Source organism: Lysinibacillus sp. NPDC096382, from assembly GCF_044762845.1.
Lineage (GTDB): Bacteria > Bacillota > Bacilli > Bacillales_A > Planococcaceae > Lysinibacillus.
In genome coordinates, this window is the sequence record NZ_JBIWFC010000019.1 from 43,615 (window position 1) to 58,507 (window position 14,893).

The following is a 14,893-nucleotide window of genomic DNA, read 5'->3' on the forward strand; positions in this document are numbered from 1 at the left end:
GGCATACAACCGTATGCTGAGTGAATTCTAGACTAATGTTAAAGCACAGATTCTCAATTTGAGCCTGGGCTTTTTCATCATTAGGATATTTATCCATAAATTTATGGAATCAAGTGCTTTTTACGGTTCTCAAAGAAAGTGTACTTTTAATTTGTTTCGTCGATAGAATATTTTTGGAAAACTTCATTTTTAAATTTCTCAGCTTCTGATGATTTCTTATCTCCATTATATAAAGAATCCGTATTATCCAGGATAAATTTCCCTAAATTGTTATTAATTATTGCGTACTGTCCCATTGAGTTTTGTTTTAAAAATAAAATGTAAGAACTTTTTTCCTTGAGTTCCTCATAATGATTGGTTACTAACTTTCTCTTACCTACACTTCGGTCTACAATTCCGACGGGTTCAACAATACTGATAGTATTATTGTTTGCAAGATTAAAGTCGCTAGGTGCTTTAATAACTTTATCAATTTGGACTTCTGTTAAAGTATAATAGTCTTGAATCGTACCGTCATCAAAGTAGGATACCTTGTGTTCACGGTCCATAAACTCATCAGATGGAGATGCGATAATAATGAGATCTGCAGCAGCATCCAGTTCATCAGGAGTTTCAAAAGTTATTTCGTTTGCGTCTACCTGAACCACTGGAATTTCATTTGTGTCTTCCTGAACCACTGGAGTCATTTTTTTCTTTCCCATTATTAAAAACAAAGATAATAAGATTAAGAGTGTAACAACTGTTAGTGTGATGACGCGTTTTGAAAAAGTGATCAACATACTAAAACCTCCTTAATTTCCCCATTTCTTAATTAACTCTTTCTTATCATCTGATTGTGGACTAATACTTTGAATACCTCTAAGACCAATCTTAGCATGAAAATGGATCGAACAAAAAAATACTGTTCCACCAATTGATTTTCAGGAATTGTTAAATGAAATAATTTCTGAGGGCCCATTAAAAACAGAAATTCAGCAACTTTTACAGAGAAAAATGGCAGGTGATGAACTAAATATGGAGCTGCGAATTAAAAGTATCAATGAATATTTAGATAAAGAAATACTGCATATTGAGACATACTGTAAAAATCTTTTTGTTAAAGTCGATGATCCTACACAAAAATTAGATGCGTTATTTAGAAGGACATTGCAAGAAGTTTGGGGATAATGGTGATGGAAAAATTGAATAATTATTAATTGTAAGGTCATACTAAAAAAGGTTTCACTTATGAAGTCTATATTGATGAGGAGGATGGCAAATGAGTAGGTTCGAACAATTAGACCCAAAATCTCAGAAAATCCACCGTAACTGGTCAAGGATTAAACGCTCAAAATCTCAAGTAAATGGTGAAACGGAGATTACCCTCCATAACCGTATCTTGAGAAGTGAAGCAAAAGCCCGTCAGTTTTAATCAGCTAGAAAAGTAAGTGTCATCAAGCCCAGAAAATATTCTGGGTTTTTTATTTTCTTGAAATTGTAAATTTATCCAAGTATTATTTTATATATAGTCTTTAACACAAATAAAGAGGGGGTCATTTTTATTATGAAGATAACGTCCTATACGAATACGGTTAATTTTCTCCAATCTACGAATGTTTAAACTAAGGGTGTAAATTCTCAAACAGTAAAAAGAACAGGACGCTGTAACAATCGGGGCGTAAGCATGTAAGTTATTCGATAACCAAATTCAACTGCAAGATATTCTAGAAGAGATTGCTCAAAAAATCGCTTCAATTTTCAAGGATGGAGGGAAATTAATTTTGGTTGAACAACAGACTATTCGTGCGGAACAGCAGGCTAATTTAACGAAGAGATTGAACTTAATGTTATCGTTATAATTATTCTGTATATTCAAACAAATGAAAAGCTTGTCAATAGTTTAAACGGAGCGAATCAGCAAGTACTTGATGCTACATACTCAACAAAATATAAAATGAATCACCTAAGAAGACTTCGTAAGTATAAAAGGAGAGTGGATTAATGACAGAAAATATCAAAATTAGGGTTGCTTATCAAGAAGATGCTGAAGCTTTGTTGGAAATCCAGAAAGAAGTTTTAGCAGAAGAAACTTACTTAATCACTACAATAGATGAATTTCAGCGAACGATTGATGAGCAAAGAGAATGGATACAAGCGAAAATAACAAATGAACGAGAAACAATTTTTATCGCACAATATCAAGGGGAAATAGTTGGGTGGCTTGTATTTCAATCGCCACAAAGAAAACGATTAGCACATACAGGTACCTTTGGTATGATGGTGCTTAATAAATATCGTGGTCTAGGGATTGGCAAACGCTTAATTGAAAAGCTACTAGAATGGGCAGAGAACAACCCTTATATCGAAAAAATTAGCCTTGGCGTATTTTCAACAAACGAAAGGGCTATTGCGCTCTATAAAAAGATGGGATTTGTTGAAGAAGGAAGAAAAATAAATGAAATTAAGCTACAAGACAATAAATATATAGATGATATTTTAATGTACAAGATAGTATAAAAAATTTGAAGGGGAATCCTTACTTGAAAAAATATAATTTCACACAAGAATTGGCTAACCAAAATTAATAATTATCAATCGATAGATGCTTTTTATACGAAAATCATGAAAACAGAGTAGCCTACAAATATTGGCTTCATGTATATAGAGCCTAGTGGTGTCGTTGGGATGCATGAGGCGCCTGTACCACAGTGAAGGATGGGTTTGCGGTGAGGATCAAGAGCAAGTATTTATAAAAACTGGAGAAGGTGTTCTTTGGCAAACAGGTGAAGCACATGAATCTGGAAGTAATTCAGGGTTAACAGCACTTGTCATCCAATCAGAGCAATTCAATCTTTCATAGATGACATAAAAAATGTGTAACGGCGTAAGTTATAGCTCCGTTACACTAAGTTATATTTAACCCTAGTTTAACTGTTTTTAATAAATGACCATCAAATAGCTCGTCAAACTCCTCCAATTTCTTGAAGCCCTTCGCTTGATAATAGTTCATGCCCTTCGTGTTTTCCTTTTCTACACAAACTAATAGTGATGTTAAATCTGGAAGCATTTTGATCCCTTCCTGTAATAGGGTTGTACCAATTCCTTTGCCCTGAGTTTCTGGAAGTAAATATATGGAGTAAAGTTCTGCTTCACCATCTACAACATTTGAAAAATTTGCAAAGCCTACTATTGATTCTTCAAGTATAGCAACTAAAAATAGACTTTTTTCTAAACGACTTAGTAATTGATCACTACTATAAGCAGCTTGTAAAAAACAATCTTGAATCTCAATTGGGATAATTCCCTTGTATGTTTGATGCCAACTCTTTTTGGCAATTTCTTGTACAGAAATGATGTCATTCTTTTGCATATGCCGTATAATTGATATCAATACTTTTCACCAACAATTCCAATTTTTCTATTTATTGTAACATTAAATGACGCGAAAGGGGATGACTTCATGCAAGTTGTTGAAAAGGCATTTGGCTATATTACGAGAGAGCATGAGGGTCAGTTACAAGTGTTAGTATTTGAGCAAAATACAGAAGGAGCAGGAATTCAAATTCCTAAAGGCACGGTAGAGGAAGGGGAAACGTCGCTAGAGGCAGTAACACGAGAGATGTTTGAAGAGACAGGTTTATCCTTTTTAGAAGTGAAGGGGTTAATTGCCCAGGATTATTTTAATCATCATTCAGGGCTATTACAAAAACGCTATTTTTATCATTTAACGACAAATGAAGAACGAGATTCTTGGAAGCATTGTCCGACAGGTGTAAACGAAGCAGGCTTAGAATTTTCATTTTACTGGATATCGAATGAACAAGAAGTAACTTTGGTGAAGGGACATGGAGATTATTTATATAGAGTGTTAGCTCGTGTGAACAACTGATTGTTAAGCACAAACATATAGAAGGTACATTTAATGAATAAAACCGCGTTTCCGTAAATAGGAAACGCGGTTGTTTTGTGGTTATAAAGCCTTTGCGACAACTACCTCTAATGCTTGAGCGAAATCGGCGATTAGATCATCAACATGCTCAAGTCCTACTGAGAAACGTAAAAGTCCATCAGTAATACCACGTTTTGCGCGCTCCTCAGGCTCCATTGCTGCATGACTCATTTTAGCAGGGTAGGATAAAATCGATTCAACACCGCCAAGAGAGACAGCAAAAACTGGAATTTTCATCGCCTCTACTAGCGCTTTTGCAGCTCCATAGCTTGGTAGGCGGAAGGATAGTACTGCACCTGCACTCGTGGATTGACTATGATGAATCTCATAGCCAGGATGTGATGCAAGTCCCGGATAGTATACTTGCTCGACAAGGGGATTTGTAGCTAAAAACTCTGCAATCTTTTGTGCCGATTCAGCAGAACGACTAAAACGTACATCGGTTGTTTTAATATTTTGCAATAGAGTAAAGCAGTCCTGTACACCTAATATATTGCCAAATGAATTTTGGATAAAGTACAGATCCTGACCAAGCTTCTCGTCAGCTGTTACTGTCAATCCCGCGATAATATCAGAGTGCCCAGATAAAAACTTTGTCGCACTATGAATAACAACATCGACAGCTAGCTCAAGTGGACGTTGGTGTAAAGGTGTCATAAACGTATTGTCTAAAAATGTTAAGCAATTATACTGCTTGGCAAGTGCTACGACTCCGCGAATATCAGTGATGCCAAGTGTTGGATTTGACGGTGTTTCCATATAGAGTAGCTTTGTAGCTGGTATAATGGCTGCTTCTACTGCTGTTAAATCTGTGAAATCAACGAAAGTATGAGAAATACCAAAGCGTGGTAAAACCTTGGAGACGAAGCGGTATGTTCCTCCATATACATCCTCCGTAATGACAATATGATCTCCCTGAGATAATAGCATTAATGCTGCAGATACAGCAGCAATCCCAGAAGAAAATGCATGGGCACGTACGCCGCCTTCTAGCTCAGCTACTGCTTTTTCTAATGCATCCCGCGTAGGGTTGCCAGAACGTGCATAATCATATTCGCCGAATTCATCGATACTCTCCTGATGGAAAGTAGATGAAACATACATAGGGACATTGACTGCACCTTTTTTATTTTCATAGCCGTCACGGACACCTGCGTGAATTAGACTTGTTTCAATATGCTGCTTCATTTTTAACCTCTTTTCTAAGGGTACCGAATACTTGTTTTAAATCCGTAATTAAATCTTCAGCCTCTTCAACTCCAACAGAAAATCGTAGTAATCGGTCACATACTCCACGTTCAATACGCTCCTCATAAGGCATGTCCGCATGTGTTTGAGTAGCTGGATATGTAATAAAGCTTTCAACACCGCCAAGGCTTTCAGCAAAAGTAATTAGCTTCAAGTTTCGAAGGAATGGGTCAATCCACTCCGCCTTTGCCAAGCGGAATGAAAGCATGCCACCTTTTCCTGTGTATAGCACGTCTGTTACAAGCTCTTCTTCCTCTAAATATGAGGCAATTGCTTTGGCGTTCGCATCGTGCTGCTTTAATCGAAGATGCATCGTTTTTAATCCGCGAATAAGTAACCAGGAATCCATTGCACCTAAAACCATACCGCTACCATTATGAATAAAGCCAATACGTTCGGCTAATTCAGTACCTTTTGCGACAACTAAACCAGCTAACACATCATTATGTCCGCCAATATATTTAGTAGCCGAATGAATGACAATGTCTGCACCTAGTTCGATTGGACGTTGGAAATATGGTGTGTAAAACGTATTGTCGACAATTAACCAAGCCCCATGCTTGTGAGCTAATTCTGCATATACTTGCAAATCAAATTCCTGCATAAGCGGATTTGTTGGCGTTTCTATAAATAGAGCACGCGTATTGTCGTTGATTAATGCTTCTACCTGTTCAACTGATTCAAATTTTGAGTAGACAGGCTTAATATTGTATGTGTCTTCAAAGAAATTAAAAAGTCGATATGTACCACCATATAAATCATCAGGCACCACTAATTCATCACCAGGCTTAAACAAGGATAGAACTAATTGAATAGCTGCCATCCCAGAGCTACAGGCAAAGCCCGCATCTCCGCCCTCTAAATCGGCAATTCCTGCTTCTAATAGAGCACGAGTTGGATTTTTTGTACGTGTATAATCAAAACCAGTGGATTCACCGATACCTGTATGTTTATAAGCTGTCGATAAATGGATAGGTGGGCTGACAGCGCCAGTTCTAGGATCACTTAAATTCCCAAGTTGTACAAGTTTTGTTTCAATACTTCTGCTGTTTGTCATGTCGTCACTCTTTTCTTCATCAGAATAAAAGGGGAATCTATTACTTCTTTTCCCCATAATCTCAATAATTGTTACCAATTTAACATGTATACTAAAGAAGAACAAGATAATTTCAGAAAATTAGCGAGATTGTTTATATTAAATCATCTAGGGATAGTAGGAAATGTGAGAGGGAGGAAGAAACGATGAAACATTGGTTAGTAATAGGCGGAACAGGAATGCTAAAGGATGTTTCTTTATGGCTTATACAGCAAGGAAATCATGTAACCGTTATCGGGAGACAACAAAAGAAAATGCAAAGTTTGATAAATGAAGCTAACTATTCTTCGAAATTGTCACCGTTAATAGTTGATTATACGAACTATAATAGCTTTAAAACGGCGTTAATGGGGTCTCAAGAAACACATGGTTCGTTTGATTGTGTTTTTCTTGGATTCATGGCTCTGATACAAGAGTCTGGGAGGCGCTTTTTCGAGCAATTCCTAACACGAAGAATGTGATTTTATACCATATTAAAGGGAGTAGCTCTTACGTAAATAATGAACGTACAAAAAATAATATCCCTTCTAATATAACTTATAGAGTGGTGAAACTTGGGTTTATCATTGAAGACAACAACTCTTCAAGATGGCTAACAAATAGTGAAATTGCCCAAGGAATTATCGATGCAATAGAACAAGAAGTACCGGAAAAACATGTAGGCGTTTTTGAACCATGGAATTTACGACCTTAAAGAAAAAAGAATCTGCCTATTACCTCGGTATAAGTCGAGGTAATTAGACAGATTCTTTTCAACTTCTTGCAGCCCGCTGAAATGCCGAGGCATAATTGATTTCAATTTAAGCGTGTTCTTTTTTTAATAAATCTCGAATTTCTTTTAGAAGCTCTTCTTTAGCATCTAATTCTGGTGCTGGTTCTTCCACAACAGCCTCTTCTTTTTTACGAGATAGCTTAGTCATAATTCGTAATGCCATGAAAATTGCAAATGCGATTATTAAAAAGTCAAGAATTGACTGTAAAAATACGCCTAAATTTACTTGAGCGTTACCTGAGCCATACTTAAAACTTTCTGTTAAATCAATACCACCAGTTAAGATACCGACTAATGGCATAATGATATTTTCAACTAAAGAGGTAACAATTTTACCGAAAGCACCACCAATTACAACTGCTACTGCTAGATCGACAATATTACCTTTCATAGCAAATTCTTTAAAGTCTTTCCACAAAATCAATTCCTCCTATTATTATCCATATAAAATAATCGAATTATATTTTACTATATTTCCCCCTCCCTTTTCAACTATTAAAGTAGTGGTAATTATATACCGAAAAATCTGCTATATAATCAAAAATTTTGGTAATATAGAAATAGAATAAAAGATTAGGTGTGACATATGACTAAAAAAAAGAAGAAAAAACCAATGCTATCGCCTTCCGCTCAATTGGGCATGATAGCTTTATTAATACCAATAGCGATAACTGTTTGTGTTTTCGCTTTTTTTGCATGGAAGGAGCTACAAACATTACCTATATTTGAAAAATTAGCACGGGAAAAAGCACTAGAAGAAATTCAACAAAATTTCGATATGAAAATTCCAGAGCAATATATTCCGATCTATGTAGCAGCAGAAGAAAAGTACGGCGTACCTTGGACTTTACTTGCTGCCCATCATCGAATTGAAACACGATTTTCCTCAATGAAGTCGCTTGTTTCACCAGCTGGGGCAGAAGGACCGATGCAATTTATGCCTTGTACTTTTGTCGGCTGGCAACATCCTTCCTGCTCGGGGTTAGGAAAAGGGGACATATCGAAGGCTGAATTAATAAATCCAGAAACCATTAAAAAATATGGTGGGTATGGCGTAGATGCTAATGGAGACGGCATAGCAGATCCTTATGATATTGAGGACGCTATATTTAGTGCTGCGAATTATTTATCGGAAAATGGTGCAGCAGATGGTCATATAAAGCAAGCTGTTTTTAAGTACAATCATAGTGATGAGTATGTAAAAAAGGTGTTACATTATTTCAATTTGTATAATGACTATCATGACGAGCTAAAGGAAGCAGTCGTTTATAAAGAAAAGTAAAATATCTCTATTACGATTTAGCAAAATATGGGCGGTAATTTCCGTTCCTACATGGCACTTCCCTGGGGGCGTCCGATGAACCACTTCACTCGCGATGCTTGCATGGTCTTTTGGCCAACATGGTGTTGGTCACGAAGGTGTTATCACAGAATGTGATGGTTTTAGGCTTTGTTCCTCTATTGCTAATCGCCAAGGAGTAGCCCTGCCTCACAATCAACCACATCAGCTGTTATGTAATTTAAATCATTTGTTATTATAAAAGGGGAATTCGATAATGGATATTTTACATGCGAAAAGGACTCAACAAACTCATGTAAATTCCTTGATCATTTTATTTTCAAAAATATATGTAAAGAGCCATCAAAAATGATGGCTCTTTATTACATATTTAGGTTGCTTTACGCATACTTTTTAGAATAATGCTTACGATGAAGATCAGAACGACCGCACCGATTAATGCTGGGAATACGTAAAAGTTACTAACTCGCCAACCCCAGTTGCCAAGAACCATACTACCGATCCAAGAACCCACAACCCCTGCAACAATATTTCCGATGATGCCGCCAGGTACATCTTTACCTAAAATTACGCCAGCTAACCAACCTAATACTCCGCCGATGATTAAATACCAAATGAAGCTAATCATTTTTTTCATCTCCTTAAAATTAAGATATAATGGCGATTGTTTAGTTATGCCCTGAATGAAGTAAATTAACCGCGTCTCGCTTCGTTAGTAATTATTACAAATTCACGATAATGTTTGTCATTCAGCATTGTTTTTTTGACCGTAGCAGCACGTACAGAAGATTCCCGTTTCTGAAGATGGAAGGCGAAAATGAATTACTTAACAACTGTTGCGCCTAATGTATGTTCAAAATGACGTAATGCCCATTCATGACCTGCAGCATCAAAACTTGCAACACCATCTGCATAAACAACTGTTGAAATGCCCAAATTATAAGCATCAACTGCTGTATGTAAAATACAAATATCAGTACAAACGCCAACTAAATGAATTTCTTTGATTCCTCGCTCATTCAATAAAATCGATAAATTGGTTCCGGCAAAAGCGCTATAACGAGTTTTATCGAGCCACAAAACTTTATCCTTGTGAAGCTTATAAATTTCGCCAACTTGCCCAAATAAATGACGTCCTTTAGTGCCGCGAATATTATGAGGGGGAAATAGCTTTGTTTCAGGATGGAACGGATCATCTTCCTCATGTAAATCATTCGCAAAAACGACAAATTCGTTTTCAGTCATAAATTTTTGAATTAAGGATGAAATTTTTTTATCTAATGCTTGACCGGGCTCTCCACAAGTTAGTTTTCCATCAGAAGCGACAAAATCATACGTATAATCAATGACTAATAAAGCCTTTTTCAACCTTTTCACTCTCCCTATAGGTATAATTTCACTTTTATCATGCCATATTTGGGCCTGTTTGTCAGAAAAATGATTCTTATTTAATATTACGAATAGTTTGAAAATTGACTTTTCTGAGAGTATAATGTGAAAAAAGGAGAGTGGTCTATATGAATATGACAGCTATGAAACGTTTAAATCGCCAAGGATTACTGATTGCAGGCATACATCTGCTAGTATTGTTAAATTTAGCAGCGGATTTCATATTTTCCTCGTAATCTCTTAACATAATAGAAAGGTGAGTTAAATGCTTGTCCATTATTAAAACAACCGTGAAGGCAAATTTGATTATATGTCCACGGTTGTTTTTTATTGTTTTAATATAATTTTTAACATGAATATTAAAGAAAAAGTACAAATAAAGGAATGATAGCATGACCACTAGATTTAATCACGCGTTTCATGAACTAGAACGTCCATTTGCTTGGTTGGATTTTGATGCATTGGATCACAATGTTTCAACAGTACACAATGCTTGTGGACAGAAAAAAATACGTATCGCTACGAAATCAGTTCGTTCTGTGGAGATATTACGTTATTTACAAAAGAATCTACCCAATGTGACGGGATTTATGACGTTTACAGCGGCAGAAACAATATTTTTACTGCAACAGCATTTTGATAATTTATTAATAGGATATCCGGTGATGGAGGAAACTGCTGTTCGTCAGTTATTACTTTTCGTAAAGGCGGGAAAAACGGTCACCTTTATGGTGGATAAGCGGGAACATGTCAGATTTTTGGCGGAGCTAGGGCAAGAGCTAAGTGTACGCGTGCAAGTATGTATTGATATTAATGTATCTAACGATTTTAAGTTGCTTTATTTTGGTACAAAACGCTCTTCGCTTCATTCACTTGAGTCACTTACACCATTCCTCGACTATATTAAAAATCAAGAATTTATTAAGGTGGTTGGAGCGATGGGCTATGAGGCTCAAATTGCAGGAGTCGGTAATCGTCCAGTCAATGCTGTTAAAGGGAAATTTATTGAAGTAATGCAATTGCAAGCTAAAAAGCAAGTTACCCAGTTTCGTAGATTAGCAATTGCGCATATAAAAGCGTATTTTCCAAGCTTGCACTTTGTGAATGGTGGTGGTTCAGGGAGTATGGCATACACGGCACAACAGAAGGAAATAACAGAAATTACGGTTGGCTCTGCATTTTATGCTCCAGCTTTGTTTGATCAATTTACGCATCTACAGCTGGAAAAGGCAGCTGGATTTGCTTTAAGTGTAACAAGAAAGCCAGAAAGAAATATTGTTGTTTGTCATGGTGGAGGTTATACGGCGTCTGGGACAATTAGTGCTGATCGTTTACCGGTATTCTATGAGCCGACCTTTTTTTCATATCTTAGTCTAGAAGGAGCAGGAGAAGTTCAAACACCCGTTAAAGTAAAGCGTAAAACAGTTAATATAGGAGACACGCTTTATTTTCGACATGCGAAGGCTGGTGAACTTTGTGAAAGATTTCAAGAACTACATGGAATTAGAGGAGACAAGTATGTAGGAACTTATACAACCTACAGGGGGGATGGACAATGTTTTCTATAGATAAGTGGAAAAATGGTGAGAAGTGGACAAACTGGGCTGGTAATGTCATCTCTTATCCATCTGAGATGTACTTGCCTCGCTCTATTGAAGAGGTTACAAATATCGTGAAGCATGCACGTGAATTAGGAAAAACGATTCGTGTCACAGGTGCAGCTCACTCCTTTAGCGCTGTTGCGATGCCTGAACATATAGCACTTTCTTTACATAATATGCGTGGGCTCATAGCTGTAAATGAGGAGAAGCAAGAGGCGACACTTTGGGCTGGAACGTATTTATATGAAATAGGCCCATTGCTTGCGAAGCACGGATTTGCCCTTATCAATATGGGAGATATTCAAGAGCAAACGATTGCAGGAGCAGTGTCAACGGGTACCCATGGAACAGGTGTAACACTCGGTTCGTTATCCTCAGCTGTAACAAGATGGGGGTTTGTAGATGGTACAGGTACTTATAGGGAGCATACGAGAGGAATGGATAATTTATCAGAAGCCTTGCATGTTTCACTTGGTATGCTTGGTGTGTTTGTGAAAGTAACGATCAAGGTGATACCTCTTTATAGCTTACATTATGTGAGCACAAGGGATACTTTAGCAAATGGGCTGGCGATGTTTGCTGAAGATATTCGACAGCATCGACATGTTGAGTGGTTTTATTTCCCAGGTAGCGAAACCATTCAAGTGAAGCGCATGAACGCTATAGCGCCTGTTTATCAGAGTAATTGGAATAAGAGAATCGAAACATTGAAGCTTCAAATAGTAGAGAACGGTGCTTTTTTTGCTATGTCTGAACTTTGTAAATGGAAGCCTGCGTTAAGTGGCGCTATGAGTAAATTAGCAGCAGCCAATGTTATGGAGGGGGAGAAAACGGGGATAAGCTATGAAATTTATCCGTCTCCACGTAGCGTTAAGTTCCAAGAAAGTGAATATGCTATTCCGTTAGCACAATTTGGAGCATGTATAGAAGAGATCCACGCAACCTTTAAAAGTGGGATTTTTAATGTGCATTTTCCGGTAGAATGTCGGACAACGGCAGGGGAAGCTGGTTTTTTAAGTCCTACCCAAGGACAAGAATCAGCGTTTATTGCCTTTCATATGTATAAAGGAATGCAGGAAGATCCTTATTTTGAATGGGTCCATACGATGATGAAGAAATATAAAGGACGACCGCATTGGGGTAAGCTAAGTCATTTAACTGCTAAATATGTCTACGAGCTATACCCAGATATCGAGAAATTTTTAGCCATTCAAAGACAATATGATCCTGATCATGTGTTTTTGACAGGGTACTTAAGAAAATTATTTACTTTATAAGCGCTATCTCGTTAAAAAGCTGTCCAACCACTTTTGGAGGATTTGGCAACATTATTGATAGATTATTTAAAAAAATAAAATTTGAACAAAATGTCAAAATATTCTTCGGAGCGAGATAAAAATGACACTTAATCAGCATGAAAACGATTTCAAATTTTATGTATTATTTAAATTGTTCAAACAATTCTAAAAATACTGTTGACTAGACCTTTTTTTCGTACTATGATTACAACAATTTAACACGTTCGTTACAGCAGTTAGTAATCTCCTAAGAGATTAACATATACGCAAAAATGGAATAGACAGAACATTTCGTATATAGCAACGAACATAGCAATAAATGAGGGGCGTTTAAAATGAGAAGTGACATGATTAAAGTAGGCGTAGATCGTGCGCCGCATCGAAGTCTTTTATATGCAACAGGCAAAGTAAAAGCGAAAGATTTAGGTAAGCCATTTATTGGTGTTTGTAATTCATATATCGACATTATACCAGGTCACGTTCATTTACGTACATTTGCTGATGTTGTCAAAGAGGCCATCATTGAAGCGGGTGGTATTCCATTCGAATTTAATACAATCGGTGTAGATGATGGTATTGCAATGGGGCACATTGGTATGCGTTATTCTTTACCGAGTCGTGAAATTATCGCAGATTCTGCTGAAACTGTTATTAATGCACACTGGTTCGATGGCGTATTTTATATTCCTAACTGTGACAAAATCACACCGGGAATGTTAATGGCAGCAGTTCGTACTAATGTACCGTCCATTTTCGTATCTGGTGGTCCAATGGAGGCAGGAACATCTGTTACTGGCAAGCAATTGTCATTAACATCCGTTTTTGAAGGTGTAGGGGCTCATAAATCAGGCAAAATGTCAGCTGAAGAGCTGTTAGATATTGAAAACAATGCATGCCCAACATGTGGTTCATGTTCAGGAATGTTTACTGCAAACTCTATGAACTGCTTAATGGAAATGCTAGGGGTAGCTTTACCAGGTAATGGAACAATCGTAGCTACTTCTGAAGAGCGCCATAAGCTTATTAAAGAAGCTGCTAAACAATTAGTCCGTATGATTAAAGAGGACATCAAACCTCGTGACATTATTACTAAAGAAGCAATTGATGATGCATTTGCACTTGATATGGCGATGGGGGGGTCGACAAATACAGTCCTTCATACACTAGCAATCGCCAATGAAGCTGAAATCGATTATAACATTGAAGATATTAATAAAGTGGCAGAACGTGTGCCATATCTAGCGAAAATCATGCCTGCTTCAGATATTTCAATGGATGATATTAATAAAGCAGGTGGCGTTAGTGCCATTATTAATGAATTAGCATCTATCCCAGGTGCCATTCACCCAGATCGACCAACAGTTGCAGGTGTAACAATGGGTGAGCTTGTAAAAGATTATCATATTACAAATGCTGAAGTTATTCGTACGAAAGACAATCCATATAGCCCAGTTGGTGGTTTATCAGTGTTATTTGGTAATATTGCGCCAGATGGTTCTGTTATTAAAGTAGGAGCTGTAGACCCTTCTATTAAAGTATTCAGAGGCGAAGCAATCGTCTTTGATTCACAAGAAGCCGCACAAGAAAATATCGATAACGGGACAGTTAAAGAGGGCCATGTAGTCGTCATTCGCTACGAAGGACCAAAAGGTGGCCCAGGGATGCCTGAAATGCTTGCACCAACGTCTGCGATTCAAGGTCGTGGTCTTGGCACAAAAGTTGCGTTAATCACAGATGGACGTTTCTCAGGTGCATCTCGTGGTATTTCAATCGGACATATTTCACCAGAGGCAGCAGAAGGCGGTCCAATCGCTTTAGTAGAGAACGGTGACATTATTACGATTGATCTACCAAATCGTACTATTAATTTAGAAGTTTCGGATGAAATATTAGCTGAACGTCGTACAAAACTACCGGAATTTGAACCGAAAATTAAGCGCGGTTGGCTAGCAAGATATTCAAAATTAGTAACAAGCGCCTCTACAGGTGGCGTTATGAAAATTTAAAAAGATAAAGCGTTGATGAGGTTAAAGGTTCTAGAGCCTTGTATTACCAGAGAGCCGGTCGTGCTGGAAGCCGGCAATACAACTAGATCCGACATCCCCTCTGAGTGAGCTATTAAACGCGTGTTCGCCATTAGATAGCTCCGGGCATAATCGAAAGTGCTCGTTATTAATGAATAAATAATTTATGACACCGTATTGGATGCGAATGATCTCGCATTGGTGCATAAATGCTGATATTTATTCACGAGGTAGCAA

Annotated in this window: 18 protein-coding genes; 11 read left to right on the forward strand and 7 right to left on the reverse strand. The window is 37.3% G+C overall.

Going from position 1 to position 14,893, the window contains the following annotated elements:
* Window positions 1–146 precede the first annotated feature (146 nt).
* A complete protein-coding gene (locus tag ACIQZA_RS20660) occupies window positions 147–779 on the reverse strand; it encodes a hypothetical protein (RefSeq protein ID WP_402883659.1) in 633 nt (210 codons plus the stop codon).
* Window positions 780–927: 148 nt separating this feature from the next.
* Here ACIQZA_RS20660 and ACIQZA_RS20665 point away from each other — a divergent pair, with 148 nt between their 5' ends.
* From ACIQZA_RS20665 to ACIQZA_RS20680, 4 genes are all read left to right on the forward strand, one after another.
* On the forward strand, window positions 928–1,167 hold the full coding sequence (locus ACIQZA_RS20665) for a DNA polymerase beta superfamily protein (RefSeq protein WP_402883657.1): 240 nt from the start codon (window positions 928–930) through the stop codon (window positions 1,165–1,167).
* A gap of 91 nt (window positions 1,168–1,258) precedes the next feature.
* On the forward strand, window positions 1,259–1,411 hold the full coding sequence (locus tag ACIQZA_RS20670; protein WP_082172689.1) for a YpzG family protein: 153 nt from the start codon (window positions 1,259–1,261) through the stop codon (window positions 1,409–1,411).
* 569 nt (window positions 1,412–1,980) lie between these two features.
* Entirely contained in the window at window positions 1,981–2,496 is a 516-nt protein-coding gene (locus ACIQZA_RS20675) for a GNAT family N-acetyltransferase (RefSeq protein ID WP_402883656.1), read from the forward strand.
* 172 nt (window positions 2,497–2,668) lie between these two features.
* Window positions 2,669–2,839, forward strand: a complete 171-nt coding sequence (locus ACIQZA_RS20680; RefSeq protein ID WP_400934537.1) for a hypothetical protein — start codon at window positions 2,669–2,671, stop codon at window positions 2,837–2,839.
* Window positions 2,840–2,884: 45 nt separating this feature from the next.
* Here ACIQZA_RS20680 and ACIQZA_RS20685 read toward each other — a convergent pair whose 3' ends face one another.
* Window positions 2,885–3,349 carry a GNAT family N-acetyltransferase gene (locus tag ACIQZA_RS20685; protein WP_400935043.1) on the reverse strand — a complete coding sequence of 155 codons (465 nt, stop codon included), beginning with the start codon at window positions 3,347–3,349 and terminating at the stop codon, window positions 2,885–2,887.
* Window positions 3,350–3,439: 90 nt separating this feature from the next.
* On the opposite strand from ACIQZA_RS20685, the gene ACIQZA_RS20690 reads away from it, so the two are divergent.
* Window positions 3,440–3,868 (forward strand): NUDIX hydrolase, encoded by a 429-nt coding sequence (locus tag ACIQZA_RS20690; RefSeq protein WP_400934538.1) that lies wholly within the window; start codon window positions 3,440–3,442, stop codon window positions 3,866–3,868.
* Window positions 3,869–3,949: 81 nt separating this feature from the next.
* Here the strand turns inward: ACIQZA_RS20690 and ACIQZA_RS20695 are convergent, their stop codons facing one another.
* On the reverse strand, window positions 3,950–5,116 hold the full coding sequence (locus ACIQZA_RS20695; RefSeq protein ID WP_402883655.1) for an aminotransferase class I/II-fold pyridoxal phosphate-dependent enzyme: 1,167 nt from the start codon (window positions 5,114–5,116) through the stop codon (window positions 3,950–3,952).
* Window positions 5,100–6,233, reverse strand: coding sequence for a methionine biosynthesis PLP-dependent protein (locus tag ACIQZA_RS20700; RefSeq protein ID WP_400934541.1), 1,134 nt, complete (start codon window positions 6,231–6,233; stop codon window positions 5,100–5,102). The genes ACIQZA_RS20695 and ACIQZA_RS20700 overlap by 17 nt, the downstream gene beginning before the upstream one ends.
* 185 nt (window positions 6,234–6,418) lie before the next feature.
* Here ACIQZA_RS20700 and ACIQZA_RS20705 point away from each other — a divergent pair, with 185 nt between their 5' ends.
* Window positions 6,419–6,733 carry a Rossmann-fold NAD(P)-binding domain-containing protein gene (locus ACIQZA_RS20705; protein WP_402883653.1) on the forward strand — a complete coding sequence of 105 codons (315 nt, stop codon included), beginning with the start codon at window positions 6,419–6,421 and terminating at the stop codon, window positions 6,731–6,733.
* Window positions 6,730–6,966, forward strand: coding sequence for a Rossmann-fold NAD(P)-binding domain-containing protein (locus tag ACIQZA_RS20710; protein WP_402883651.1), 237 nt, complete (start codon window positions 6,730–6,732; stop codon window positions 6,964–6,966). The genes ACIQZA_RS20705 and ACIQZA_RS20710 overlap by 4 nt, the downstream gene beginning before the upstream one ends.
* A gap of 106 nt (window positions 6,967–7,072) precedes the next feature.
* Here ACIQZA_RS20710 and mscL read toward each other — a convergent pair whose 3' ends face one another.
* On the reverse strand, window positions 7,073–7,462 hold the full coding sequence (mscL, locus tag ACIQZA_RS20715) for a large conductance mechanosensitive channel protein MscL (RefSeq protein WP_400934543.1): 390 nt from the start codon (window positions 7,460–7,462) through the stop codon (window positions 7,073–7,075).
* Between the two features lie 168 nt (window positions 7,463–7,630).
* On the opposite strand from mscL, the gene ACIQZA_RS20720 reads away from it, so the two are divergent.
* Window positions 7,631–8,326, forward strand: coding sequence for a lytic transglycosylase domain-containing protein (locus ACIQZA_RS20720; RefSeq protein WP_402883650.1), 696 nt, complete (start codon window positions 7,631–7,633; stop codon window positions 8,324–8,326).
* A 388-nt stretch (window positions 8,327–8,714) separates the two neighbouring features.
* On the opposite strand, the gene ACIQZA_RS20725 is transcribed toward ACIQZA_RS20720, so the two are convergent.
* Window positions 8,715–8,972, reverse strand: coding sequence for a GlsB/YeaQ/YmgE family stress response membrane protein (locus ACIQZA_RS20725; RefSeq protein WP_142507034.1), 258 nt, complete (start codon window positions 8,970–8,972; stop codon window positions 8,715–8,717).
* Window positions 8,973–9,166: 194 nt separating this feature from the next.
* Complete coding sequence (locus ACIQZA_RS20730) at window positions 9,167–9,712, reverse strand: cysteine hydrolase family protein (protein ID WP_142507033.1); 546 nt, start codon at window positions 9,710–9,712, stop codon at window positions 9,167–9,169.
* A 413-nt stretch (window positions 9,713–10,125) separates the two neighbouring features.
* Here ACIQZA_RS20730 and ACIQZA_RS20735 point away from each other — a divergent pair, with 413 nt between their 5' ends.
* From ACIQZA_RS20735 to ilvD, 3 genes are all read left to right on the forward strand, one after another.
* Window positions 10,126–11,301: an amino acid deaminase/aldolase gene (locus ACIQZA_RS20735; protein WP_402883647.1), complete on the forward strand. Its 1,176-nt coding sequence runs from the start codon at window positions 10,126–10,128 to the stop codon at window positions 11,299–11,301.
* Window positions 11,289–12,611 carry a D-arabinono-1,4-lactone oxidase gene (locus tag ACIQZA_RS20740; RefSeq protein ID WP_402883646.1) on the forward strand — a complete coding sequence of 441 codons (1,323 nt, stop codon included), beginning with the start codon at window positions 11,289–11,291 and terminating at the stop codon, window positions 12,609–12,611. Before ACIQZA_RS20735 ends, ACIQZA_RS20740 begins: the two co-directional genes overlap by 13 nt.
* A 356-nt stretch (window positions 12,612–12,967) precedes the next feature.
* Complete coding sequence (ilvD, locus tag ACIQZA_RS20745) at window positions 12,968–14,638, forward strand: dihydroxy-acid dehydratase (protein ID WP_142507030.1); 1,671 nt, start codon at window positions 12,968–12,970, stop codon at window positions 14,636–14,638.
* Window positions 14,639–14,893 lie beyond the last annotated feature (255 nt).

Bases quoted from the DNA above. Each gene is read 5' to 3' on its own strand.
- ACIQZA_RS20660 (WP_402883659.1), bottom strand. From the start codon at position 779: ATGTTGATCACTTTTTCAAAACGCGTCATCACACTAACAGTTGTTACA.
- ACIQZA_RS20670 (WP_082172689.1), top strand. From the start codon at position 1,259: ATGAGTAGGTTCGAACAATTAGACCCAAAATCTCAGAAAATCCACCGT.
- ACIQZA_RS20675 (WP_402883656.1), top strand. From the start codon at position 1,981: ATGACAGAAAATATCAAAATTAGGGTTGCTTATCAAGAAGATGCTGAA.
- ACIQZA_RS20680 (WP_400934537.1), top strand. From the start codon at position 2,669: ATGAGGCGCCTGTACCACAGTGAAGGATGGGTTTGCGGTGAGGATCAA.
- ACIQZA_RS20685 (WP_400935043.1), bottom strand. From the start codon at position 3,349: ATGCAAAAGAATGACATCATTTCTGTACAAGAAATTGCCAAAAAGAGT.
- ACIQZA_RS20690 (WP_400934538.1), top strand. From the start codon at position 3,440: ATGCAAGTTGTTGAAAAGGCATTTGGCTATATTACGAGAGAGCATGAG.
- ACIQZA_RS20695 (WP_402883655.1), bottom strand. From the start codon at position 5,116: ATGAAGCAGCATATTGAAACAAGTCTAATTCACGCAGGTGTCCGTGAC.
- ACIQZA_RS20700 (WP_400934541.1), bottom strand. From the start codon at position 6,233: ATGACAAACAGCAGAAGTATTGAAACAAAACTTGTACAACTTGGGAAT.
- ACIQZA_RS20705 (WP_402883653.1), top strand. From the start codon at position 6,419: ATGAAACATTGGTTAGTAATAGGCGGAACAGGAATGCTAAAGGATGTT.
- ACIQZA_RS20720 (WP_402883650.1), top strand. From the start codon at position 7,631: ATGACTAAAAAAAAGAAGAAAAAACCAATGCTATCGCCTTCCGCTCAA.
- ACIQZA_RS20725 (WP_142507034.1), bottom strand. From the start codon at position 8,972: ATGATTAGCTTCATTTGGTATTTAATCATCGGCGGAGTATTAGGTTGG.
- ACIQZA_RS20735 (WP_402883647.1), top strand. From the start codon at position 10,126: ATGACCACTAGATTTAATCACGCGTTTCATGAACTAGAACGTCCATTT.
- ACIQZA_RS20740 (WP_402883646.1), top strand. From the start codon at position 11,289: ATGTTTTCTATAGATAAGTGGAAAAATGGTGAGAAGTGGACAAACTGG.
- ilvD (WP_142507030.1), top strand. From the start codon at position 12,968: ATGAGAAGTGACATGATTAAAGTAGGCGTAGATCGTGCGCCGCATCGA.